Origin of the sequence: Streptomyces sp. NBC_01384 (assembly GCF_045040035.1) — a bacterium.
Classification (GTDB): Bacteria; Actinomycetota; Actinomycetes; order Streptomycetales; family Streptomycetaceae; genus Streptomyces.
In genome coordinates, this window is the sequence record NZ_CP109559.1 from 7,941,410 (window position 1) to 7,963,265 (window position 21,856).

Here is a 21,856-nt window from a genome sequence, read left to right on the forward strand (position 1 = left end):
TCAGCGAGCTTGTGGAGGTTCAGAGCGAACGAAGCGCCTCGTCTCCGGCTGCTGGGGGCGCGGTTTCGCGGGATGCCGCTCGATATCGTCCGGGCGAAACACCCATGGCCCGTTTGAAAGCATGGCTGAAGGCGCTCTCCGAGCCGTAGCCCCATGCCGACGCGATGGATGCGACGGTCTTCTTCCCGCGTCGGAGATCATGAGCGGCGGATCGTATCCTCCACTGGGCGACGTACTCGAGCGGCGGCGTACCCACAAGCTCTGCGAATCGCGCGGCGAAGTGGGAGCGGGACATGCCGACCTTGGCTGCCAGTTCCGCCACGGTCCAGCGGTGCGCAGGACTTTCGTGGACCAGCGTGAGCGCGTTGCCGATCAGAGGATCCGCGAGCGCGGTGAGCCATACGCCCCCCGCGGGTTTCTGAGCGGCGATGTGGGCGCGGAGCACCTGGACGAGCAGGATGTGCGCCAGCCGCTCCGTCACCAGCGACGTCGCCAGCCCGGGGGAGGCGGTCTCGTAGCGCAGCAGATCCAAGGCCGCCCGGATGGCTCCCGCGTGCTCGGAATCGGTAGGGACGTGCACGATGGGCGGCAGGACGTCCGCGAGCACGGCGGCGTTGGCCGTATCGAACTGGAAGCCGCAGCCCACGATGACTGTATCGGCGCCTGCCCCGATGCGGACCGTGCCACCCTCGACGAACCGGGAGAAGATCTCCGCGCTCGGCGTCGGGCGCACTTCTGCGCTGCTCGCAAGGCGGTAGGGGCGTCCGTTTCCGAGCAAGTAGCAGTCCCCTGCCATCAGATCCCGAGTACCGGGGACTCCGTCCACGCTGATGGTGCATGCCCCCTGCAGCACTGCTCCGAGCTTCACGTGCTGGTATCCGCTGAAACTGACGCCCCAGGGGGCACTGGCTTCAAGGCGGGCGAATTTCGCGCTCTGGACGTCAAGGAGCCCGAACACATCGGCCAGCGGATCCATCTGCCACCTCGGTACCAGAAAACTGTGGCGCCGATTCCACCTCGGCCGCCCTCGACGAACTCATTCGATATTGCTACTGAGCTTGGAGCTGTGATGTCGGTCGGACCGGGACACCACCCTGATCGGAGCGTCAGCCAGGGTGCTTGGCAAAGAACTCCAGGAGGAGCCGATTGACGACAGCGGGCACCTCGAGCGGGAGCCAGTGCCCTGCGCCCTCGATGCGCTCGTACTGCCAGTCTCCTTCCACCACGGCGGAGGACCCCGTCATCTGCGGCTCGCCGAGGAATCTGTCAGCGCTGCCCCAGACTCCCAGCACGGGAGCGGAAACCGGGCGTGGTGAAACGGGTGCGGAGACGAGCGACCGAGGCGGAGCCCAAGCCCGGTAGAGGCCGAGGGCGCTCTCCATCGCGCCTGGCCGGCTGAGCTGCTCGACGACGGATTCCCTGCCGGGATGGGTGCTGAGGAATTCCCGAAGATTGGCCGCCCCGTCCTTGAGCAGCCATTCCTGCGCGATGTCGAACTGGAACAGCAGGGTGTACCAGCCCTTCTCCCGTTGCTCCCAGCCCGCCTTGCGGTACGAGGCCGGATGTCCCGTCGAGAGGCACGTCAGCGTGGCCACGCGGTCCTGCGCCGAGGCGGCGAAGACCCAGGAGATGACCGAGCCCCAGTCATGGCCGACCAAGTGGACGCGGTCCGTCCCGAGTCCGTCGAGAACTCCTGTGATGTCCTTCGTGATCGTCGCGGCCTGATAGCTCTCCGGATCGGTGGGTCTGTCCGAGGCGCCGAATCCTCGCAGGTCCATGGTGATCACCCGGTAGCCCGCGTCACGAAGGACCGGCACCTGGTTCCGCCAGACCTCACTCGTGTCCGGAAAGCCGTGCAACAGGAGCACCGCCGGTCCAGCGCCGGTGTCCTCGACCCTGAGATCGATATCGTTCACTCGGATGAACATGCGTCCACGGATTCCTTTCGTGCCGTGACTGTGCGTCAATTCCTGACGCCGTCGCAGCCCGCTGAAAGTTGTGTGGCAGCCGCGATCTTCTTCAGCCTAGGTTTGCGGCGGGTGTCCCGACATGCGTTGTCGTCCGCGATGGATGCTCGGGCATCTGGCCGGTGGGGCCCTCCCGTCTCGACCCGCTGCCCATGGGCCGGCCGGCGCACGTACACCCGTCGAGCCCGTCGGGGCTGGTGACGCGGGCGCGGGTCGTGCCGTCGGCGCCGAGCGGGAAGACGTTGTGGCGCGTCTACGCTGCGTCGTCCTGGGGGCGGTAGACGATCCGGTGGACCGCCGGCGCGGACACCACCTGGACCGTCTTCAAGCCAGGCACGCTGATCAGGGCGAACCCTCCTTCGATCGCCACCCTCACGTCGTCCACCTGCCGGACGAGAGCGCCCGCGGCATCCTCGATCGCGTAGCCCACGCGCAGTTCGACCGACTCCGCGTCGCGCCATGTCGGGGTCATGCGGTCACCTCGATCGCGGGCAGGGATGCGTCCACGGCCGGGAAGTCCAGCTCGGGCTGCGCCAGGTGATTGAAGTAGTTCGACAGAACGTTGAGGGCGATATGCGCCACGATCTCGGCCAGTTCGGCATCCGAGACCCCCGCGCTCCTCGCGTCCGTCAGCACGGCGTCGTCGACATTCCCTCCGGTCTTCATCACCTCGCGGGCGATGGTCAGCACGGCATGGGTGTGCGGGTCCCCGGACTGTGCGTTGCGGGTGCGGGCCAGCTCCTGATCCGAGAAACCCATCATGCCGCCGCGCATCGTGTGCGCTGACAGGCAGTACAGGCAGCCGTTCTCCTGGGCGATCAGCAGCGCCAGCTGCTCGCGGAGCTTGGCCGTCAGCACCCCCTTGGTGAGTGCGTCACGCATCGCCAGGTACCCCTTCAGCGCCGCAGGCCCGTTGGCCATGGAGGCATACAGGTTGGGGACTCGGCCCAGCTGACGCTTGGTGTCGTCCAGCAGAGTGCGTTGCTTGTCGTCGGCGGTCTCCGCCGTGACGTGAGGCAAACGGGGGGACATGGCATCTCCTTCGAGAAAATGGAACCATTCAGTACCGTCTGGAGAACGGTACTGAATGGTTCCGCCTTCGCCAAGATGGAACCGCCTGGTACCGTTGTGTTTATGGCGACACAGGCACGTGAGCGGCTGCTGCACACCGCAGAGGCCCTGTTCTACGCCGACGGCATCGCAGCTTCCGGGGTGGAGCGAATCCTCGCCGAGTCAGGCGTGGGCAGGGCTTCCTTCTACCGGCACTTCCGCAGCAAGGACGACTTGGTCGTCGAAGTCCTGCGCGGACGGGACACGCGCTGGAGGCAATGGCTGGAGGACGCCGTCACGGCCCGGAACCTGCCTGCGCAGGACCGGCCACTAGCCGTGTTCGACGCCTTGGCCGAGCGTTTCGCCCGCGACGACTTCCGCGGCTGCGCTTTCATCAACACCATGGTGGAAGCCGCCGACCCCGACAGCAGCGCATTCCAGGTGGCCGCCGAACACAAGCGCAGCGTCATCCGCTACCTCAAGGGGCTCCTCGCCGACGCCGGCCACCCGACTCCGGATGAACTGGCGAGCCAGCTCGCCCTCCTGGTCGACGGCGCCCTCGTGACAGCGCTGCGGGAACGCACACCTCAGGCCGCATACCGCGCCCGCCGTATCGCGGCCGCGCTCCTCGCCTCCTGACCAGGACCGACGGTTCCGATGAGGACCACCGCCCTTGCGACTCCGCGTCCTGCCCCGCGGACATCAGCCGCCCTATTCCTCGCGGTCGCGCTGGTACTGCCACACGCTTCCGTGAGTTGCTCCCGCAAGGCCTACTCGTCAGCGATCATCGAACTGATCCGGTGCAGGATTCGCTGCTCGTCACGGCCACGTTCCTCGGACGCCATGATGTCCCTCCAGGATCCGGGCCCCCGCCGGCCCCCGCCCCGTGATTGCGCAATCGCAGGGACGCATCCGACAACCACAAGCGGTCGGCGATCGCCTTCATGAATTCAGCTCTTCGGGCGTTCCCCTCCGCGGTCACCTGCGGCGATGCCATGCGGGGCAATGGCGTCGACGGCAGCGAGCTCGTCGGCGCTGAGCTGTACATCCGTCGCTGAGGCGTTCTGCTCCAGATAGGTGCGCCGCTTCGTGCCGGGGATCGGAAGCACCCCCTGGTGGTGCAGCCACGCCAGGGCCAGTTGAGCCGGAGTCACGCCCTTGAGGCGTGCCAGCCGCGCGAGTTCGTCGACCACGGCCAGATTTGCCGCCAGGTTCTCCTCGGCAAAGCGCGGCAGGCCACGCCGGGCGTCGTCCGGCGCCAGGTCGTCCCGGCGCGTGATCTTCCCCGAGAGGACGCCGCGTCCCAGGGGAGAGAACGCCACGAATCCGATGCCGAGATCGCGAACGGTGTCCAGCACGCCGTTGCGCTCGACGTCGCGGGTGAACAGCGAGTACTCGGACTGCAGTGCGGTGAGCGGGTGAGTGGCGTGGGCGCGCCTGATGGTGCCGGGATCGGCCTCACTGATCCCGAGAAATCTGACCTTCCCCGCAGCGACCATCTCACCCATGGCTCCGATGGTCTCCTCGACCGGGACCTGTGGATCGACCCGGTGCAAGTAGTAGAGGTCGATGACGTCGACGCCCAGATGCCTGAGCGAGCGGTCCACCGCTCGATGCGCGTGTGCGGGAGAACCGTTGTGGCCGTGCGCGGTCCCGTCGTCGTCGAACTCCGTGGCGAACTTCGTCGCGAGGCTGATCTCCGCCCGTCGCCGTCCGAGCGCCCTGCCGATGAGCATCTCGTTGGCGAACGGCCCGTACGCCTCCGCGGTGTCGATGTGCGTGATACCGAGATCCACGGCCCGGTTGAGCGTGGCGATCGACTCCTGCTCGTCACGGGGTCCGTACCAGGAGCTCATGCCCATGGCACCGAGTCCCTGTGCGGAGACGACCAGGCCCTGACTGCCCAGATCGACGGTTTTCATCGGAGTCCTTCAGAAACAGAGTCAGAGGTGATGACTCGGGCGAGTTCGGCCGGCATCGAAAGGAAGGGGGAATGGCCGGCGGGAATCCGGTAGTTCCTCGAAGCCCGTGCTGCCATCGCTTCCTGGAAGGCCGGAGGAATCGCCAGGTCCTGCTCACACACGATGTACGTGGAGGGGATGCCCTTCCAGGCAGCCCTCGTCAGCGGTTCGTTGAACGACTTGAGCGTCTGGAGGACCAGCCGGTCGGCGGCGCGGTCGGCGTCGTCCTGCGGCACGTCCCCGTAGAAGTACTTCCGTGGATCGTCGTTCGCCGGAAGGGTGCCGACGTCACCCTCCGGGATCTGCCCTGCACTCTGACTGGCGAGAGATTCGCCTTCGTCGAGCTGGAATGCCGACACGTAGACGAGACGCTCGACGTTGTCGGCGCCACCGGCGGCTTCGGTGGCCGGAAGGCCTCCATAGGAATGGGCCAGCACCGTCACCGGACCGGAAATCCCGTCAAGCCGTCGACGGATCTCGCGCGCATCGTCGTACATCCCCGCCGTGTTGTCCGGGTCGGCGGACGAGCTCGGCAGGTCCACGGTCACGACGTTCCATCCCAGCGCGGCCAGCTCTGGGGCGAACTTCTCCCAGCACCACGCGCCGTGCCAGGCGCCGTGGACCAGCAGAACGGTGGACCTGATGTTCTCAGAAATTGTCATATGTCGGGCCTTCGGAGCAGAGACGTTTGCACGATGTCTAGGCCAGCGAGCCTAAGAATGCCGATAAATGTCTGCAATGAGCGAGGCTCCGAAATATATGCAGAATCGTCCGGAAATTTCAGAGCCGCCCTCGTGCAGGCGTTCGGTGCGCGCACGCGACATGGCGTGCCCGGCGGGTGGGTCGCGTCCTCGTGCCTGGACGCCGTTGCGTCAGGGTCTGGGCTGCGAGCTTGCGGGCTTTAATCGAACATACTAGTCTGTTTGATTAAGGAGGTGTGGTCATGGCGACGCAGATCAGGAAGACGAAGTCCGAGGAGAAGATCCTCGCTGCGGCGGCCGAGCTGTTCTATGCGAACGGGCTGCGCGAAGTGGGCATCGATCAGGTCATCGCGGCGTCGGGCGTCGCGAAGTCGACGCTGTACGTGCACTTTCGCACCAAGGAGGAGCTGGTCGCGGCGTACCTGCGCAGGACCGACGACTCCTGGATGGCACAGCTGCAGGGCGCCGCCGCACGCACGGGAGACGACCCTCGCGAGCAGCTCGTCGGGCTGTTCGACGCGCTGACGGACGCCTTCGACCGGCACGGCTTCTTCGGATGCCCGTTCGTCAGTGCGGCGGTCGAGGCAGACCTGGACTCGGAGGCCCGGGCCATCACCGTGCAGCACACGCAGCGTCGTCAGGCATGGCTGACCGAGCTGAGCGAGACGGCCGGCGCCGGTGCCGCGCTCGCCCGGCACCTCGGACTCCTGATCGACGGCGCCCTGACCTCCGGGCGCCTGCTTCAGGACCGCACCGTCGTCGACGAGGCGAAATCCGCAGCGCGCCTGCTCGTCACCAGCCATACCTGATCGCACCAGGACGCACCCGCGGGCACTGCAACCGACACACACGCCCTCAACTTTTCCGGCCCCCACACACCCACATGACAAGACAGGAAAGAGGCGCAGGCATGCGCGCAGTGGTTCTACACGAGTTCGACACTCTGCTGGTCCTCAGCGAGATCGACAAGCCCACCGCCGGCTCGGGCCAGGTGCTGGTCAAGGTCAAGGCCAGCGGCGTCAACCCCCTGGACACGAAGATCCGGGCCGGCAAGGCCGCCCACGCCAAGCGCACGCTGCCGGCCGTCCTCGGCATGGATCTCGCCGGCGTGGTCGAGGAGGTCGGCGCGGGCGTCACCGGCTTCGCACCCGGCGACGAGGTCTACGGCATGACCGGTGGCATCGGTGATCTGCAGGGCTCGCTCGCCGAGTACGCGGCCGTCGACGCCCGCCTGCTCGCCCACAAGCCGACCTCACTCACCATGCGCGAGGCCGCGGCCCTGCCCCTGGTCGTCATCACGGCCTGGGAGGGCCTGGTCGACCGGGCGCAGGTCCACGCGGGACAGAACGTCCTCATCCATGGCGGCGCCGGCGGCATCGGCCACGTGGCCGTTCAGATCGCCCGTGCCCGCGGCGCCGCGGTCTTCGCCACCGCGTCGACCCCGCAACTGGAGGTCGTCAAGACCCTGGGGGCGACCCCGATCGACTACACCACCACCTCCGCCGACGAGTACGTCGCCGAGCACACCGGCGGCGAGGGCTTCGACGTCATCTTCGACACCGTCGGCGGTCCCGTGCTGGACGCGTCCTTCGCGGCGGCGCGCACCTACACCGGCCACGTCCTGAGCGCCCTGGGCTGGGGTACCCACAGCATCGCCCCCCTCTCCTTCCGCGGAGCCACCTACTCCGGTGTCTTCACCCTGCTGCCCATCCTGACCGGGCGCGGGCGCGAGCACCACGGAGAGATCATGCGTGAGGCGGCCGCCCTCGCCGACGGGGGAGCACTCAAACCCCTGCTCGACCCCCGGCGCTTCACACTCGCCACCGTCGCCGACGCCCACGCGGCCGTGGAGAGCGGCACCACCCAAGGAAAGATCGTGATCGACATCGACTGACACCCGTTTTGTCCCGGCTTCGGCACCGTCGTATGACCGATGCGAGAGGGCCCGGCCAGTGACAGCCTGATGCTGCTTGCACATCGCAGCGCAGGCCCCCCGAGGCGGCGCAGGCCGGAGAAGTGTCCAGCAGCCGCAGCCGCTCGACTGAGGAGATGTGATGACAACGCGCCCCCCATTGCCCCCGTTCACACGCGAGACCGCCACCGAGAAAGTCCGGCTGGCGGAGGACGGCTGGAACACCAGGGACCCCGAGAAGGTGGTGCTGGCCTACTCCAAGGATTCACGCTGGCGGAACCGAGCGGAGTTCGCGACGGGACATGACGAAATCGTGGCGTTCCTGCGGCGGAAGTGGGCCAGAGAGCTCGACTACCGGCTGATCAAGGAGCTGTGGGCCTTCACCGACAACCGGATCGCGGTCCGCTTCGCCTACGAGTGGCACGACGACACCGGCAACTGGTTCCGCTCCTACGGGAACGAGAACTGGGAGTTCGACGAGCAGGGCCTGATGCGGGCAAGGCATGCATGCATCAACGACCTGCCGATCCGGGAGGCCGAGCGGAAGTACCACTGGCCCCTGGGGCGTCGCCCGGACGACCACCCGGGCCTGAGCGACTTCGGTTTCTGAGCGGCCTCCGCGCCCTGACCTCCAGGGAGAGCTCCGTGAAACCCGACAAAGTCGGGTCCCTCCTCACTCGGTGGCGCCGGCAGTACGAGGCGGCCTGCCGTGGCATGGAGCCGTCGAGGGCATCAGCGGTCGGCCCACGACACGTCAGGAACTGGCCGAGAGCGCGCCCGTCATCGAGAGGTGAGGACGACAGGCGGCGGGCGCGATGGATTTCAGGCATTCGGCCACGCAGTGAGTCGTTGGAGAGTACCCGGGCCGCCTTCAGGTGAATTCTCACCCTGAGGGCGGCCCGTTTCTGCTCACAGCCGCTGGCGCCGAACAGGCGACGCGCTCTGTTCTGGACGCATGCACAAGTTCCTCGGACGCTGACGCGTTGTCCGCCATCGGCGCCGAGCCTACGGTCAGGGGATGGGCGAGCGGGCGCCTGCCAACGACGACGCCCGGTACGAGGCGATGGAGTATTCGGCGTCGTTTCAGCTCTGCCGACCTTGTCGAAATTACCGAGAGCAGGATCAGGATGACTGGCGCGATGTTCGACGGACGCGAGATGAGCATGCTGCACGACATGTTCCGGAGAGAGTTCGCTCTCATGCCGGGCCTGGTCCGGGCTGTCGCGCAGGGAGACCACGAACGTGTCGCGGTCGTCAGCAGTCATATCGGCAATGTGAGCACTGACTTGCACCATCACCATGTGGGCGAGGACATGTTTGTCTGGCCGCTGCTCCTTGAGCGCTGCGCCGACGAATGCGGTCCGCTGGTCAATCTGATGGAGAACCAGCACGAGGCCGTCGCCGCGCTTGTGGACGAGGTGGCTGAGTCCTTGGCGGCCTGGCGCGGCAGCTTCGCATTCGGTGACCAGGAGGCCCTGGCCGGTGCGCTCGACCGGTTGATTCCTGTGCTGAAGGAGCACCTGCACGCGGAGGAGGAACATGTGGTCCCCCTCATGGAGAAGCACATCCCGGCAGCGGAGTGGGACGAGATTGTCCAAAAGGGTGCGGTGAATGCTGACCCGGACACCATGCCGCTCACATTCGGCATGTTGATGTACGAGGCGGACGCCGAGGTCGTGGAGAACGCCATTGCGAAAATGCCGCCCGAGGTTCAGCCGATCATCCGACGGATCGCACCGCAGGCCTACGCGACTCATGCCCAACTGATCCACGGAACCCCCACCCCACCGCGCAGCACCGAAATGTGACAGCGCCCTTTCCCTCTTGCTGTGTTCTCACTTGCTGTGTTCTCGCGGAACTCACCACCCGCGTATGTAAGGAGCATGAATGACTGACTACGGTCACGATCTGGTCTTCGGCACCATGCTGGAGCCGGAGGGCGATCGGGCCTTGGGGGTCGTGGAACTGGCCGAGCTGACCGAGCGCGTGGGTCTGGACATGGTCAGCCTTTCCGACCACCCGTACTGGCCGGAGCGGTTGGACACCATGACGCTGCTGTCAGTCATCGCGGCCCGCACTTCCCGGGTGCGGTTGCTGACCAACCTCGCCAATCTGCCGCTGCGTCCGCCGCCGATCCTGGCCCGCACGGCTGCGACGCTGGACCTGGTCAGCAACGGGCGCTTCGAGCTGGGTCTGGCAACCGGCGCGCAGCAGATGTGGCACCTCATCAGCGCAGAAGGCGGCCCTCGGCGCAGTGCCGGGGAATCCGTCGAAGCCTTGGAAGAGGCCGTGCGGATCATCCGCGCCCTGTGGACGTCGGGGGACGACCTGTGCTTCGAAGGCAAGCACTATCACCTCGACGGCGCCAGGCGAGGCCCCGTTCCGGCCCACGACATCGACATCTGGCTCGGGGCGTACCAGCCGCGGATGCTGCGACTGATCGGTGGGATCGCCGACGGCTGGGTGCCGAGCTCGCCGTTTCTTCCGCCTGAGCATCTCCCGGCAGCCAACCAGATCATCGACGAGGCGGCTGCCGAAGCCGGCCGGTCCCCGCGAGCGGTACGCCGCATCTACAACATCGGCGGCTCGTTCGATGCCGCCGGCACCGGCTTTCTGCAGGGACCAGCCAAGATGTGGGCCGAACAGCTCACGGAGCTCACGCTCACGCAGGGCATGAGTGTGTATCTCCTTTACCGTGCCGACTCCGCCGACTTCATCCGTCGGTTCGGCGAGGAGGTCGCGCCCGCCGTGCGTGCGATGGTCGCAACCGAGCGAGCGCGACACTCCTGATCAAGGGATCTCCTGCGACGGCAGGAGGCGAGCGCATCGCGAAGCGCGACTCGTGAGGTGATGCCGAGCTTCGGGAAGATCTGACACAGGTGAGTGTCGACAGTCCGGTCGGAGAGGCAGAGCCGCTCACCGATCTGCTTGTTGGTCAGACCGGACGCGGCGAGTGTGGCGATCTCGCGTTCCCGCGCTGTGAGTGGGTTATGGGTTCACCTGCGGGTTCCGGTGTGCCCGCGATGCACTCCGGCCGGTGGCACGGAGCCCTCAGCGGCCCGCGCTGCCCAGGGGAACCTGTTCCCGAGGGGGGCCGCCCGCACTCGGCAGGGTGGCCCTCCTCCGGTATCTGGATCCTTTTTCTCAGGTTGAAGGCTTCTTCACAGGTGCAGCTTCAGCCCACTGCGGCCGGGTGGCGGGGCGCCCGTCGACAGTCTCGACGACCGCCTTGGAGTTCTCCAGGGTCTCCATCAAAGACGCCGGTCCACGGAACGGACGTCCGCCGATGTGCCAGCCGTCGGTGTGGAGTTCCTCGATGAGAACCCGGACGACCTCGCGGAAGGCCTCCGAGCCCTCGAACTGGACCATCACGTCGGTGAGGGCCTTGGCCATCGCATGCTTCTCCTCTTCCGAGAAAACGCCTTCCACGAGTGTCGGCGTACGCATGAACTTTCTCCGCGCGACTCAGCCGGACCGTTCCCATCCGGGGTGCCGGCGGCTGCGCGTCGGCCAGGGCGGGGCGGGGCGGCGGCCGACGCGCAGCCGGCTGGCCGCGCCCACCAGTTGTCAGTGGTCGATGCTGACGACGACCTTGCCCGCGGCGGTCCCGTTCTCCACCGTGGCGTGCGCGTCGGCGACGTCGGCAAGGGTGAAGTGGCGGGGGTCCAGCAGTGGCCTGAGGGCTCCCGAGTCGACCAGCGCGGCGACCTCGCGCAGGATCTCGCCGTGGTGCTCGCGTCCGCGGCCGGTCAGCATGGGAGCCAGGGTGAAGACTCCGGAATAGGTGGCGCCGCGGAAGGACAGCGGGGCGATGCTGTGGGTTCCCCAGCCCAGGGAGCTCAACACGTGCCCGGTGTAGCTTCGTACGGAGGTGAAGGAAGCGTCCAGAACCGGCCCACCGACGGTGTCATAGACGATGTCGAAGCCCTCGCCGCGGGTGTGGCGGGCGACGTACTCCTGCGGCGACTCCGCGGTGTGGTCGATCGGCGTTGCTCCGAAACCCTCGATGACCTTCAGGCGGTGTGGGGCCTCGGTGGCGAAGACTTCGGCGCCGCGCGACCGTGCGATCTGGATGCCCACGTGGCCGACGCCGCCGGCGCCGCCGTGGATGAGCACTTTCTGCCCGGCGCGGACCTGTGCCCGGTCGACCAGGCCCTCCCACGCGGTGATGGTCACCAGCGGCAGCGCAGCCGCCTGGCGCATGCTCAGGGACGCCGGCTTGGGCGCTATCAGCCGGGCGTCGACCGCCGCATACTGGGCGAGGGAACCTTGCAGGTCGCCGACACCGCCGGTCATTCCGTAGACCTCGTCACCAGGGGCGAATCCGCTCACCCCCGGGCCCACCTGCTCCACTACGCCCGCCAGGTCCATCCCCAGGACCGCGGGAAGCGTGCGCTTCGCGTGCGCCGCCTGACCTGCACGGATCTTGGTATCCAGCGGGTTCACTCCACTCGCCTCGATCCGCACCAGCACCTCACCAGGGCCGGCTGTGGGCTTCTCGATCTCCCCCAGGATCAGCGGAGTGCCGAACTCTTCCAGTACTGCTGCGCGCACGGTGCCACCTTCGGTCTTTCATCGTCGCACTACGTCTCGGCCGGGGTCCGGCAGGACCTGGCCCTTAATCGAACAGACTAGTTCGTTCGATTAAGGGATGCAAATGCTGCCCGACGTCGGGGACGCCGCGTCCTCCTCGATATGACCGATGGCCGCGAGCACCAGCGCGGTCGTCTCCTGAGGGGGCGAGAAGAACTATCGGCGCAGGGCGGTCAGGGGCTCGTGATCGCCGACGGGAATATCGGGCTCGGCGGCCGTCCATTCGCGCGCGATCAGCTTCTTGAGCACCTGGCCGAAGGAGCGGGGGTGGGGGAAGCGAGTGCGGTGTCCGGCTCTGAGCGCAGTTCGCGCAGGGTTCGTTCGCCGGCACAGCGCTGTCACGGCCACTCCTCGTGCGCCGTCACCTCCGTGCCCCCGAGGTGCTGGAAGTTCCAGTCGGTGTCCGGCCCGTCGCGGGTGGTTGACGCACCGCATTGGAGGAGGGGACCGCCTTCTCGTGGATCACCGATGACCGAACCTGCATCCGGTGCGCGGTCAGCAGCGCCAGGTCGGCCGCCGGCCGGGCGGGCACATCGATGGCGGCGAAGTCCCGCCGGTGGCGAGTGGTCTCGGCGATGACGTACGCATCGCGCGCGTCGGTCTTGGCCTCGCCCGGGTAAGCGCCGGCCATCCGGTTGACGGTCCGGCCCGGGACGTAGAGGGCCTGCTGGCCGTGGGCCGAGAGCAAGGCCGGCAGCGGAGCGGAGGAGGTGCCCGAGATGTCCACCGCCCAGCGGACTTCGTCGGCCAGGTCCAGGATCTCGCCGAGCGCGGGCAGGATTGCCGACTCGTCGTTGTCGATCTTCTTCGACCACACGGTGGCACCGGTCTCACCGACCCCGGCCGCCCAGGGGTTGCTCTTGCCCGCGTCGATCCCGACCCAGATGCAGGCGTGTCGCTTGGCTACCCGCCCCTCCGTGCTCCGCACAGCATGCCGTCGGCCCGCACCCCGCTGTCAGCTCCGTAAACAGCGACTGAAACGTAGATCTCAATCAGCATCCAGGGCGCCCCGGAAGGCCGGTCGGCCACTCCTGGCGAGCCGCGACTGGCAAGCCCTGTTCAGCCACATCCGACCCTCCGGGCGTTCGAGCGCCATGTGTACGCGGAGGGTGACTAGCCCGCTGGGTAGGGGTGGTCCGCCGTCCTACCGGGCGGCGGTGGGGGAGTTGTCCCTGGTGTGGGCGTCGACCAGCAGCTTTGCGGCCGCCTTTGCTTGCCCCACTACGGCGCGGTCCTGCAAGAGCCGCCCCGATGTCAGGGCTCCGTCAACGAGAAGGCCGATGTGCTGGGCCAGGGCGGCGGCATCCTCGGCGCCCGCTTGTGAGCCCAGATCTGTCAGCCAGGCTTGCCGCCGCCGGACGTGTTGTTCGGTGACGGCGTGCGCCTCGGAATCGGGTTCGGCCTCCACCGCGGCACTTACGAACGGGCATCCGAAAAAGCCGTGGCGATCAAAAGCGTCGGTCAGGGCGTCGAACAGGCCCACGAGCTGGTCGCGGGGATCTTCCCCCGCCCGCTCGGCGGCTTCCGACATCTGCGCCATCCAGGAGGCGTCGGTCCTGCGGAGATACTCCGCAACCAGCTGTTCCTTGGTGCGAAAGTGCACGTACAGCGTGGACTTCGCGACCCCGGAGACCTCGATGACCTGATCGATCCCGACACCGCGCAGACCGTGGGCGTAGAACAACTCCGCCGCAGCAGCGAGAATCCTGTCCTCGGACTTCGTTTTGCGGAACTTCGTCGCCATGGCCGCACCTCCCTAATCGTACAGAATGGTACGTCTATTTAGGGAGGCGGTCCAATCCGTGAAGCGTCCGCTGGAGCTCTCGGCACTGTGGGCGCAGTTGTACTGCCTCGCCCACACCGACCGCGCCCGCCAGGCGGTCTGCGAAGCCGGCCTCACTGTCACCGGTCTACCACCGTGTGTCCTCGCGGTATGACCAGGTCAGGGACGTCCGGGCGTGGGCGGTCCGACGGTTGGACGCGGCGGCGAAGCGTTCCTGCGGGGAGGGATGCGGCAGGCCTGATCGATGGGCGCGACGGCGGCGGCCAGGTCCGCCATCGGCATGGCCGGGTCCTTTGGTGTCAGCCATCGAGGGCAATTCCGAATGGTGCGTGGGCGAGATGGAGGGCAGTCTCACCGGCATCGGACATGCGGCGGCCCATCACTCAGCGGTGCTGGGCAGGCGGGTCGGGGGCGGCACGGCAGCCGGAGTCGATCGGCTCTTGATCCCGACCCGCTGCCGTCGGCTGTTCCCGCGCCGGGGGCGGGGACGCGCCGGCCTCCGGTCAGGGGTTCGCCGCAGCCCTGTGCAGGAGGACGACGTCAGCGGGCTGGGGCCAGCTCGGGCGTGGGCACCCGGGGGAGGAAGGTGTGCCGGCTCAGGCCGAGGACGGTGCGGGCTGCCAGAGCCGCGAGCGCCAGGGTGGCGATTGCCAGAAGAAGGTAGGTCAGCGCCTTCTGGCCGTGGACGTGCTCGACGTCCAGCCAGTGGACGCCGTCGGTGAAGGCCGCGGCGTAGGAGAAGGCGAAGGCCCAGTAGCCTGGGCCGAAGGGTGCCCGGCGGTAGGTGCTCGCCATGCAGATCTGCACCAGCACCATCAGAACCGCGTATCCGGCGAGGAGCTCCGCGCCGAGGTCGGGCCGGCCGCCGTTGATGGCGAACCAGGCGTTGCCCGCGACGACCGGCGGCGCGACTTCGATGGCGATGGTCGGCAGTAGGGGCGGCGGCAGCATGGGCTGCGTGAACAGCCGCATCAGCAGGATCGAGCCGAGGACGAACCAGCAGATCAGTCCGTAGCCGAACATCAGGTGTGACAACGTCGTCCACCCAAGCGTGGCGCTGCAGTTCGCCGCGATCAGGCCGCCGGCGACCGTAGGCAGGAAGTATCCGGGGTGCCACTGCACGAGCTGGGTGTCCGAGCGGATCCACAGACTTGTCAGCCACCCGCCGAGGACCACGGTGAGCACGAGACCGACCGCATAGACGGTCTCGCCTGCGGCCCCGGCGTGCGGGGCCAGCGCGATTCCCAGCAGCATGGGCACGATCACGATGAGGGCCGTGAACGGTCCCATGATCGGGTCCGGTATCTCAGTGCGCAGCCGTCCCTGGGCGACCACGTTGCGGAGGTAGGCGGCCAGGGTGACCAGCCAGATCGCCGCAGCGAGGATCCACAGGACGTACGAGGGCCAGGGCGGAGCATCCACTGTGTCCGCCGCGACGGTCCAGGCCTGGGCCAGGCCGGCAGTTCCGAAGCCGATACCGAAGAGATTGGGCGTCAGTCGGTACGGGGAAGCCCCTGTCGTCGTCATGGGTCCTGTCCCCTCCGGTGGGCTTCCCGGCTGCTGGTTCCCGTTACCGGGCGCCGGGACCCGGCAACGTCACTCCATCTGACTGCCAGGCACTCCCCGGCGCAAGCGGTGGCAGCGGGGGACCGGTGGCTGCCGGATTCTCGTGCGGGATCGACGACGTGCGGTACAACTGTGCGGCTGTCACCATCGGCCGCTGCCCGGCCACCCGCGAGATCGTCCTGAAGAACGTGGGGGACAACTGGCGGTCGTGGAGTCGCTCAGCGGGCCGCCGACCGGCGGCAGGACACCACAGCTGTCGGCACCGGTGCGGAAGGGAGACTCGGTGGCCGTGCATCCCGACGCTCCCGGCGACCTGCTGGTGGACATCGTCATCCACGTTTCCGGCCGGACTCCGGCCGTGCTCCGGGTCACGGAAGTCGGCTGAGGCGAGTCCGCGGCATTCCGTCGGCCTCACACCGGCGGGGAATCACCCTCACGGGATTTCGCAGCTTCGTCGCTTTCCTCGCGCATGTCTTGCTCTAGTTTCTTGAGTTCCATCCAGACCGTTTTGCCCCGTCCATGGGGTGAGCTGCCCCACGTCGTGGCCAGACAGTCCACGATCATCAGACCGCGGCCGTGCTCGGCCCTGCTCTGCTCGGCCTCGTCCGATACGGACATGGCCGACGGCAGCGGGGGATGGGCGTCGGAGTCCCGGACCTCCAGCCGGACGCGGTCGTCGTATTCGCGAATACGAACATCGACGTCGCTGTCGGCATGGATGAGGGCGTTGGTGACCGCTTCCGACGTGATCACCTCCAGCGCGTCGCAGATCTCCGTCGCGCTCCACCGCTGCAGGCAGTCGCGGACGAACCGGCGTGCTTCCGATACGCCGGCCAGGTCGTGCCGCGGGATCTCCAACTGCTCGATCTGCCGGCTGGCTCCCGGCATGCCGCCCTCGAAGCGGGCCAGCAGCAGGATCAGGTCGTCGTGGCCATCGGCCGCGGTCTCCACCAGCTGGTCCGCAAGCTCCTCCAGGTCGGTGTCGGCGCATGCCAGGAGTTCCAGCGTGGACGGCGGGAACTCTCCGGTCCTCGCCCGGTGCATGCCGTCGGTGTACAGCATCAGCGTGGCACCAGGCGGGACGACGGTGGAGGAGTTCGTCCCCGAACCGTCGGCGAGTCCTAGTGGCACGCCTGCCACGAGGTCCAGGTATTCCAGCCGCCCGTCGGGATGACGCAGCACGGGCGCGGGATGGCCCGCCCGTGCGGCTTCGACGACTCCGTCCTCGAGGTTGAGGAACGCGATGCAACAGGTGGCGATGAGCTCGGTGTCCAGTTCGGAGAGGAGCCGCCCCGCTCTGCTGAGCACCGCCGCAGGATCGTGCCCCTCCTTGACGTAGGCCATCACCGCGCTCCGCAACTGGCCCATGACGATGGCGCTGTCGGTGCTGTGCCCCTCCACGTCACCGACGATCAGGCCGATGCGTCCGTCGGGCAGCCGCAGCACGTCGTACCAGTCGCCTCCCAGACCGGCCTCCGTCCGGGCTGGGACGTAGCGTGCGGTGGTGACCACGCCCGGCAGCGCGGTCAGCGACCGAGGCAGCAGCGTCCGCTGCAGACTCTCTGCCAGGGTGTGTTCGTACGCTCCGAGCCGGGCGCGTTCCACCGCCGAGGCGAGAAGGTCCGCGAGCATCATCAGAGCGGCCTTCTCTTCCGTGCTGAGGGTGCGCTCGTCGGCGAAGGTGAGACAACAGACCCCCACCGGACGGCATCCCACGCAAAGCGGCAGAAACGCCCAGCTGCGGGCGGTGTCGTCGCGGTCGTACGCACCGGGGTAGTGGTGTTGGAGCGCCGCGGGGCTGTCGAAGAACTTCGGGAAGTGGGTCAGGACCGCGTCGGCCCACGGGGTGCCCACCGCCAGTCCCGCTCCGTGCAGCTCCCGGACCAGGGAGGTGTCCACACCACTGCTGCCGATGATCCACAGGCGCTCGTCCGTGACCTGGCCCACGACGACTCCGCGTGCGCCGAACGGCGTCATGACGCGGGCCATCACGGCGGGTGTGATCTCGTCCAGGCTCGTCAGCTGGGTCAGCCAGGTGCTCAAGTTGTGCACCTGGTACATCAGCGACAGACCGGCTGATCCGGGCACGCCCCGCGCGCCCCAGCCGGACGTCTGTATCTCGGCGCCGTCCTGGTCGTCCGGGCTCGCCACCAAAACCACGTTCGGGCCGGGCGCCACGGCCACTCCCTGTGCCGCCAGTACGTCCAGCCGCGCAGCCACTCGCTCCGCGACACCTGTCAGCATGGCCCGCTGGGGAAGGTCGAGTGCGCGGTTCTCGCCCGGTACGAGGAGGTGGATGAGCGTCACTGCTCCGTATCGAGTGCCACCGCCGGACACCAGCGGCACGGAGACGGCGGAGTACGGGAAGGGGATCAGGTGGGGTGGTGCTGCGTTCCCGGGTTCAGGGGCGGGTTCGCCTATGACCGTGAATTCGCCGGTCCGCCACGCCGTGGCAGAGGCATAGACGGCGTCGGCGGGCATGGCGTCGGGCATGCCGAACAGGAAAGGTACGGAACCCTGGATCACCGCAGCCTTCATCCGTGACTGCTTTGGTTCGGCCAGGTAGACGATTCCGGCGACGGCTCCGGACATGGCCATGCCCTCCGACAGCGGCGGCACCAGCACGTCACAGAGCCCTTCCATGACGGCCGGCACGCCCTGCAGGCTTTCTGGGTCGTTCGGAAGGTTTCTCATGGTCCGGATGCCTTCCGCCCTGTCGACGTGACCACGCGACGGCGCGCCGCCGGGATCAGGCGGTGATCCGCTGCGGTTACCCCGATGCAGGCACGGACCGCCGTGGGACGGGCGGGCGCCTCATGCCACTGACACTACCTCCGCCCGCGTCGCCCCGCCGTGCGGACCGAGCGGACGGGGAGAGCCGGCCCGGCCCCCTATGACGCGGGGTGGGCCGGCCCAGGCGAGGGCCGCCCGATCACGCGCTGACGTCGACCACCACCTTGCCCTGGGAGGCGCCGGTCTCCACCAGGCTGTGGGCATCGGCGATGGTCTCCAGGGTGAACCGGCGGGCGTCCACCATCGGTTTCAGCAGGCCCTTGTCGACCAGCTCCGTCGCACTCGCCATAATCTCCCCGTGGTGCTCCCTGCCGTTGCCCGTCAGCATCGGCAGCAGGCTGAAGACACCGGAGTACGTGGCGCCGCGGAACGACAAGGGCGCGATGCTGTGGGTGCCCCATCCGAGCGCACTCACGACGTGGCCTGAGTAGACGCGGACCGCGGCGAAGGACGCGTCCAGCGTCGCGCCTCCGACGGTGTCGAACACGACGTCGAAGCCCTCGCCGCCGGTGTGGGCGGCGGTGTACTCCTGCACGTCGGCGGAGGTGTAGTCGATCGGCGTGGCTCCCAGCTTCTCGATCGTCGCCAGGCTGGCGGGCGAGCCGGTAGCGAATACCTCGGCGCCACGCGCGCGAGCGATCTGGATCGCCACGTGTCCGATGCCGCCCGCACCGCCGTGCACGAGAACCTTGTCGCCCGCGCTCACACCGGCGCGGTCCACCAGCCCCTCCCAGGCGGTGATGGTGACCAGGGGCAGGGCCGCGGCCTCGCGCATGGTCAGCGCGGCCGGCTTGTGTGCCAGGAGCCGGGCGTCCACGGCCGCGTACTCGGCCAGGGAGCCCTGGAGGTCGCCGACGCCGCCGGTGAGGCCGTACACCTCGTCGCCCGGTGCGAACCCGCTGACGCCGGCACCCACCGCCTCGACCACGCCTGCGAGATCGAGACCCAGCACGGCGGGCAGAACGCGTTGGGCGTGGGCCGCCTTCCCGTCCCGGATCTTGATGTCCAGCGGGTTCACGCCGCTGGCGCGCACTTTCACCAGGACCTGGCCGGGCCCGGCCGCCGGGGTCTCGATCTCCGTCAGCTCCAACGGTGTGTCGTACTGGTTCAGGACAAGAGCGCGCATGATGGCCCCCAGGTTCCGTGTCGTGACCGCCGGGACGTGCGCCGGAGGAAACCTGCCGGCGGTATCGGGTTCCACTGTCGTCCCCACACCACTGTTCTTCATCTCGGGCCCGCTCCGGCAGCGTGCGAACCGTTCGGATCCACCCTTGGGGCCGAGGTCGTCGTTCGCAGCACACGATGGACCCTCTGCGCCGTGGTGAACGGCACGGCGGCAGGGTTTCAGGGGGACCGTGTGACTGCTTCGTCGCCCGCCGCCGATCCACCGCCTGCCCGCTACGACGACCTGCGTGCCCTGGTGATCAACTGCACCCTCAAACGGTCGCCGGAGCGCGGCAACACCCAGGGGCTGATCGACCGCAGCACCGGCATCATAACGAGGACGGCGTCAAGCACCCGTGTGGCTTTGCTGCTCCCGCCGCACCCGAGCCAAGGCGCCGGCAGCCCGGGCGGCTTCGCGGTGGTGGGTCAGTTGGGTGGTGTGTGGGTGGCGGCCCGGTCCCAGGTGGGTGTGCCGGCGGGCCGTCGGGCACTGCGGCGTTGTCTGGTCACGGTCGCCCGGTAGATCGCGAGGAGCAGCAGTGTGCCGGTTTCGGCGAGGAGGCTGAGGACGGCTTGTGGGGCGGGCTGCAGGCCGTGTTCGGTGAATCCGAACACGCCTACGGTGCGCGAGGCCGAGAAGCCGGCGAGGGCGCCGAGCGCGACGCCGGCCGCGGCGGCCCTCAGTGGCAGGGGTGGCGTCCCGATCAGCAGCAGGGCGGCGACGGCGAAGGCGACGCTGGCCTGGAGCAGGAACAGGGGGCCGATGATGTGGATGAAGCGGTACTCGTCGACGTAGAGCTGGGCGTGGATGTATCCGCTCGCAGCGAGCGTGGCGGCGATGGCCGAACGCAAGGCCGGGGCGAGGAGTCTTTCGGTGCTCATGCCAGCCTCTCATTCTTGATCGCCAGCTCCCGGTCGCCCTGCCGGTAGCCGACGGTGCGGATGCCGAGTGCGTCTTTGAGCTGCCGGGCGGGGACGACCTGCGGAGTCGGGGCGGGAGCCCGGCCCGGCTTCGGCAGCGGGTAGGCGGTGGTGGTGGCGGAATGGAAGGTGATGTTGCCATCTGTCTTGGTGAACAGCTGGTGGACGTGCCCGTTGAGACAGGTGACCGAGGAGAAACGACGCAGGAGGGCGATGACCTTGAGGGCGTCGTCGGTGCTCCAGCCCCACTTCGGGTACATGGCGAACAGCGGGATGTGGCTGAAGACCACGATGGGGGTGTCCGGCGAGAGTCCGGCGAGGTCCTTGCGTACGAAGTCGATCTGGGCGTTGCCGAGGTGGCCGAGTTTCTCCAGGCTCAGGGTGTTGACCAGGGCGATGAAGTGCACGCCGTGGGTGTCGAAGCTGTACCAGCCGTCGCCGAGCGTGCCCATGGCGAAGGTCCGCCGGTAGGCGCGGCCTGCATCGCCGATGGAGTCGTGCTCGCCCGGTACGGTGAAGACGCGGTCCGTCTGCAGACCGGTCATCATCTGCTTGACCTGGTCGAACTGCCCGGCCGTGGACAGGTGGGTCAGGTCGCCGCTGTGCATGACGAAGTCGGGCCTGAATCCGAGTGAGTTGACCTGGTTGATCGCTTCGGTGAATGAGCCGGCCACGTCCGTGTTCGCCGGGCCCTGGAACCCGATATGGCTGTCGGAGATCTGTACGAACCGCAGTGCGCCGCTTCCCGCTGCGGCGGCCCCGGCGGCGGTGTCCCGGGAGTCGGCGATGTGGCTGATCACCTCTCCACTGGCCACGGTCAGCACCACGACGCCGCCGAACCACCCCGCGTGCCGGAGGAGTTGGCGTCGGCTCATACCGTGCTCTGCGGCGGGCTGCTCGGCATCGCCGTCCGGCGCTTCGTCGTGACTGTCGTAGTACTCGGTCATCAGGTCACCTCCACGGTGGCGGTCATGAACGGATGGATGGTGCAGACGTAGGGGTAGGTGCCGGGCTTGGTGAACGTGTGGCTGTAGGTCGCGTGGGTGCCGAGGGGGGCCGAATGCAACGGGCCGCCCAGTGCGGCGCTGGTGACGGTGTGGGCGTCGGTGTCCTGATTCGTCCAGGTCACCGTCGTGCCCACCTTGACCTTCAGCGTGGCCGGGGAGAATGCGAAGTTCTTGATCGCCACGGCGTCCGCGGACACCGGCGCGGCCGGCGCGCCCGTGCTCGGGGGGCTCATGGGCATGCTCATGCTGGGCGTGGCCGAGGCGCCGGGATCGGAGCCCGCCGTGCTCCCCGTTCCGGCGGCGCCGGGCATCCCGGCCGTCTGGTGCTGACCCGGACCAGGTGTGATGGCGCCGGCTCCGGTGGACGAGGAATGCGACGACTGCCCGCATGCGCTGAGGAGCACCAACGCGCCGGCGGTGGCGGCGGTCAGTCCGGCC

At 68.1% G+C, this 21,856-nt stretch carries 24 protein-coding genes and 1 pseudogene; 7 read left to right on the plus strand and 18 right to left on the minus strand.

What is annotated here, in order from left to right; translation table 11 throughout:
- Positions 1-19 precede the first annotated feature (19 nt).
- The 4 genes from OG747_RS36010 to OG747_RS36025 form a co-directional block, all read right to left on the minus strand.
- Positions 20-976, minus strand: a complete 957-nt coding sequence (locus tag OG747_RS36010) for an AraC family transcriptional regulator (RefSeq protein WP_405883518.1) — start codon at positions 974-976, stop codon at positions 20-22.
- A gap of 130 nt (positions 977-1,106) precedes the next feature.
- Positions 1,107-1,916 (minus strand): alpha/beta fold hydrolase, encoded by an 810-nt coding sequence (locus OG747_RS36015; protein WP_405883519.1) that lies wholly within the window; start codon positions 1,914-1,916, stop codon positions 1,107-1,109.
- A gap of 304 nt (positions 1,917-2,220) precedes the next feature.
- Positions 2,221-2,439: a hypothetical protein gene (locus OG747_RS36020; RefSeq protein ID WP_405883520.1), complete on the minus strand. Its 219-nt coding sequence runs from the start codon at positions 2,437-2,439 to the stop codon at positions 2,221-2,223.
- The gene (locus OG747_RS36025; protein ID WP_405883521.1) at positions 2,436-2,999 is read right to left on the minus strand and encodes a carboxymuconolactone decarboxylase family protein; all 564 of its coding nucleotides are present in this window, start codon (positions 2,997-2,999) and stop codon (positions 2,436-2,438) included. The genes OG747_RS36020 and OG747_RS36025 overlap by 4 nt, the downstream gene beginning before the upstream one ends.
- A 102-nt stretch (positions 3,000-3,101) precedes the next feature.
- On the opposite strand from OG747_RS36025, the gene OG747_RS36030 reads away from it, so the two are divergent.
- On the plus strand, positions 3,102-3,656 hold the full coding sequence (locus tag OG747_RS36030) for a TetR/AcrR family transcriptional regulator (protein ID WP_405883522.1): 555 nt from the start codon (positions 3,102-3,104) through the stop codon (positions 3,654-3,656).
- A 311-nt stretch (positions 3,657-3,967) separates the two neighbouring features.
- Here OG747_RS36030 and OG747_RS36035 read toward each other — a convergent pair whose 3' ends face one another.
- The gene (locus tag OG747_RS36035) at positions 3,968-4,939 is read right to left on the minus strand and encodes an aldo/keto reductase (protein ID WP_405883523.1); all 972 of its coding nucleotides are present in this window, start codon (positions 4,937-4,939) and stop codon (positions 3,968-3,970) included.
- Positions 4,936-5,640 carry an alpha/beta fold hydrolase gene (locus OG747_RS36040; RefSeq protein ID WP_405883524.1) on the minus strand — a complete coding sequence of 235 codons (705 nt, stop codon included), beginning with the start codon at positions 5,638-5,640 and terminating at the stop codon, positions 4,936-4,938. Before OG747_RS36040 ends, OG747_RS36035 begins: the two co-directional genes overlap by 4 nt.
- 281 nt (positions 5,641-5,921) lie before the next feature.
- On the opposite strand from OG747_RS36040, the gene OG747_RS36045 reads away from it, so the two are divergent.
- The 5 genes from OG747_RS36045 to OG747_RS36065 all read left to right on the plus strand — a co-directional run bounded on the left by OG747_RS36045 (position 5,922) and on the right by OG747_RS36065 (position 10,381).
- On the plus strand, positions 5,922-6,488 hold the full coding sequence (locus tag OG747_RS36045; RefSeq protein WP_405883525.1) for a TetR/AcrR family transcriptional regulator: 567 nt from the start codon (positions 5,922-5,924) through the stop codon (positions 6,486-6,488).
- Positions 6,489-6,589: 101 nt separating this feature from the next.
- Positions 6,590-7,573, plus strand: coding sequence for a zinc-dependent alcohol dehydrogenase family protein (locus OG747_RS36050; protein WP_405883526.1), 984 nt, complete (start codon positions 6,590-6,592; stop codon positions 7,571-7,573).
- 160 nt (positions 7,574-7,733) lie between these two features.
- Entirely contained in the window at positions 7,734-8,201 is a 468-nt protein-coding gene (locus tag OG747_RS36055) for a DUF1348 family protein (RefSeq protein WP_405883528.1), read from the plus strand.
- Between the two features lie 517 nt (positions 8,202-8,718).
- Entirely contained in the window at positions 8,719-9,399 is a 681-nt protein-coding gene (locus OG747_RS36060) for a hemerythrin domain-containing protein (RefSeq protein WP_405883529.1), read from the plus strand.
- Between the two features lie 79 nt (positions 9,400-9,478).
- Complete coding sequence (locus OG747_RS36065; RefSeq protein ID WP_405883530.1) at positions 9,479-10,381, plus strand: LLM class flavin-dependent oxidoreductase; 903 nt, start codon at positions 9,479-9,481, stop codon at positions 10,379-10,381.
- Here the strand turns inward: OG747_RS36065 and OG747_RS36070 are convergent.
- The 6 genes and pseudogenes from OG747_RS36070 to OG747_RS36095 form a co-directional block, all read right to left on the minus strand.
- Positions 10,282-10,575, minus strand: a pseudogene (locus tag OG747_RS36070) (response regulator transcription factor); the annotation flags it as partial. The gene OG747_RS36065 and the pseudogene OG747_RS36070 overlap by 100 nt on opposite strands.
- A gap of 160 nt (positions 10,576-10,735) precedes the next feature.
- A complete protein-coding gene (locus OG747_RS36075; protein WP_405883531.1) occupies positions 10,736-11,038 on the minus strand; it encodes a 4-oxalocrotonate tautomerase family protein in 303 nt (100 codons plus the stop codon).
- 120 nt (positions 11,039-11,158) lie between these two features.
- Positions 11,159-12,145: a zinc-dependent alcohol dehydrogenase family protein gene (locus tag OG747_RS36080; protein WP_405883532.1), complete on the minus strand. Its 987-nt coding sequence runs from the start codon at positions 12,143-12,145 to the stop codon at positions 11,159-11,161.
- A 195-nt stretch (positions 12,146-12,340) separates the two neighbouring features.
- Positions 12,341-12,526, minus strand: a complete 186-nt coding sequence (locus OG747_RS36085) for a hypothetical protein (protein ID WP_405883533.1) — start codon at positions 12,524-12,526, stop codon at positions 12,341-12,343.
- 19 nt (positions 12,527-12,545) lie between these two features.
- The gene (locus tag OG747_RS36090; protein WP_405883534.1) at positions 12,546-13,112 is read right to left on the minus strand and encodes an IS110 family transposase; all 567 of its coding nucleotides are present in this window, start codon (positions 13,110-13,112) and stop codon (positions 12,546-12,548) included.
- Between the two features lie 216 nt (positions 13,113-13,328).
- Complete coding sequence (locus OG747_RS36095; protein WP_405883535.1) at positions 13,329-13,928, minus strand: TetR/AcrR family transcriptional regulator; 600 nt, start codon at positions 13,926-13,928, stop codon at positions 13,329-13,331.
- Positions 13,929-13,986: 58 nt separating this feature from the next.
- Here OG747_RS36095 and OG747_RS36100 point away from each other — a divergent pair, with 58 nt between their 5' ends.
- Positions 13,987-14,121 carry a hypothetical protein gene (locus OG747_RS36100; protein ID WP_405883536.1) on the plus strand — a complete coding sequence of 45 codons (135 nt, stop codon included), beginning with the start codon at positions 13,987-13,989 and terminating at the stop codon, positions 14,119-14,121.
- Positions 14,122-14,507: 386 nt separating this feature from the next.
- Here the strand turns inward: OG747_RS36100 and OG747_RS36105 are convergent, their stop codons facing one another.
- The 6 genes from OG747_RS36105 to OG747_RS36130 all read right to left on the minus strand — a co-directional run bounded on the left by OG747_RS36105 (position 14,508) and on the right by OG747_RS36130 (position 21,651).
- Positions 14,508-15,494, minus strand: coding sequence for a TDT family transporter (locus tag OG747_RS36105; RefSeq protein ID WP_405883537.1), 987 nt, complete (start codon positions 15,492-15,494; stop codon positions 14,508-14,510).
- Between the two features lie 450 nt (positions 15,495-15,944).
- Positions 15,945-18,227, minus strand: coding sequence for a SpoIIE family protein phosphatase (locus OG747_RS36110; protein ID WP_405883539.1), 2,283 nt, complete (start codon positions 18,225-18,227; stop codon positions 15,945-15,947).
- 238 nt (positions 18,228-18,465) lie between these two features.
- On the minus strand, positions 18,466-19,464 hold the full coding sequence (locus tag OG747_RS36115; protein WP_405885880.1) for a zinc-dependent alcohol dehydrogenase family protein: 999 nt from the start codon (positions 19,462-19,464) through the stop codon (positions 18,466-18,468).
- A gap of 452 nt (positions 19,465-19,916) precedes the next feature.
- Positions 19,917-20,372, minus strand: a complete 456-nt coding sequence (locus tag OG747_RS36120) for a hypothetical protein (RefSeq protein WP_405883540.1) — start codon at positions 20,370-20,372, stop codon at positions 19,917-19,919.
- Entirely contained in the window at positions 20,369-21,358 is a 990-nt protein-coding gene (locus tag OG747_RS36125) for a metallophosphoesterase family protein (RefSeq protein ID WP_405883541.1), read from the minus strand. The genes OG747_RS36120 and OG747_RS36125 overlap by 4 nt, the downstream gene beginning before the upstream one ends.
- Positions 21,358-21,651, minus strand: a complete 294-nt coding sequence (locus tag OG747_RS36130) for a cupredoxin domain-containing protein (protein WP_405883542.1) — start codon at positions 21,649-21,651, stop codon at positions 21,358-21,360. Before OG747_RS36130 ends, OG747_RS36125 begins: the two co-directional genes overlap by 1 nt.
- Positions 21,652-21,856: the final 205 nt, after the last annotated feature.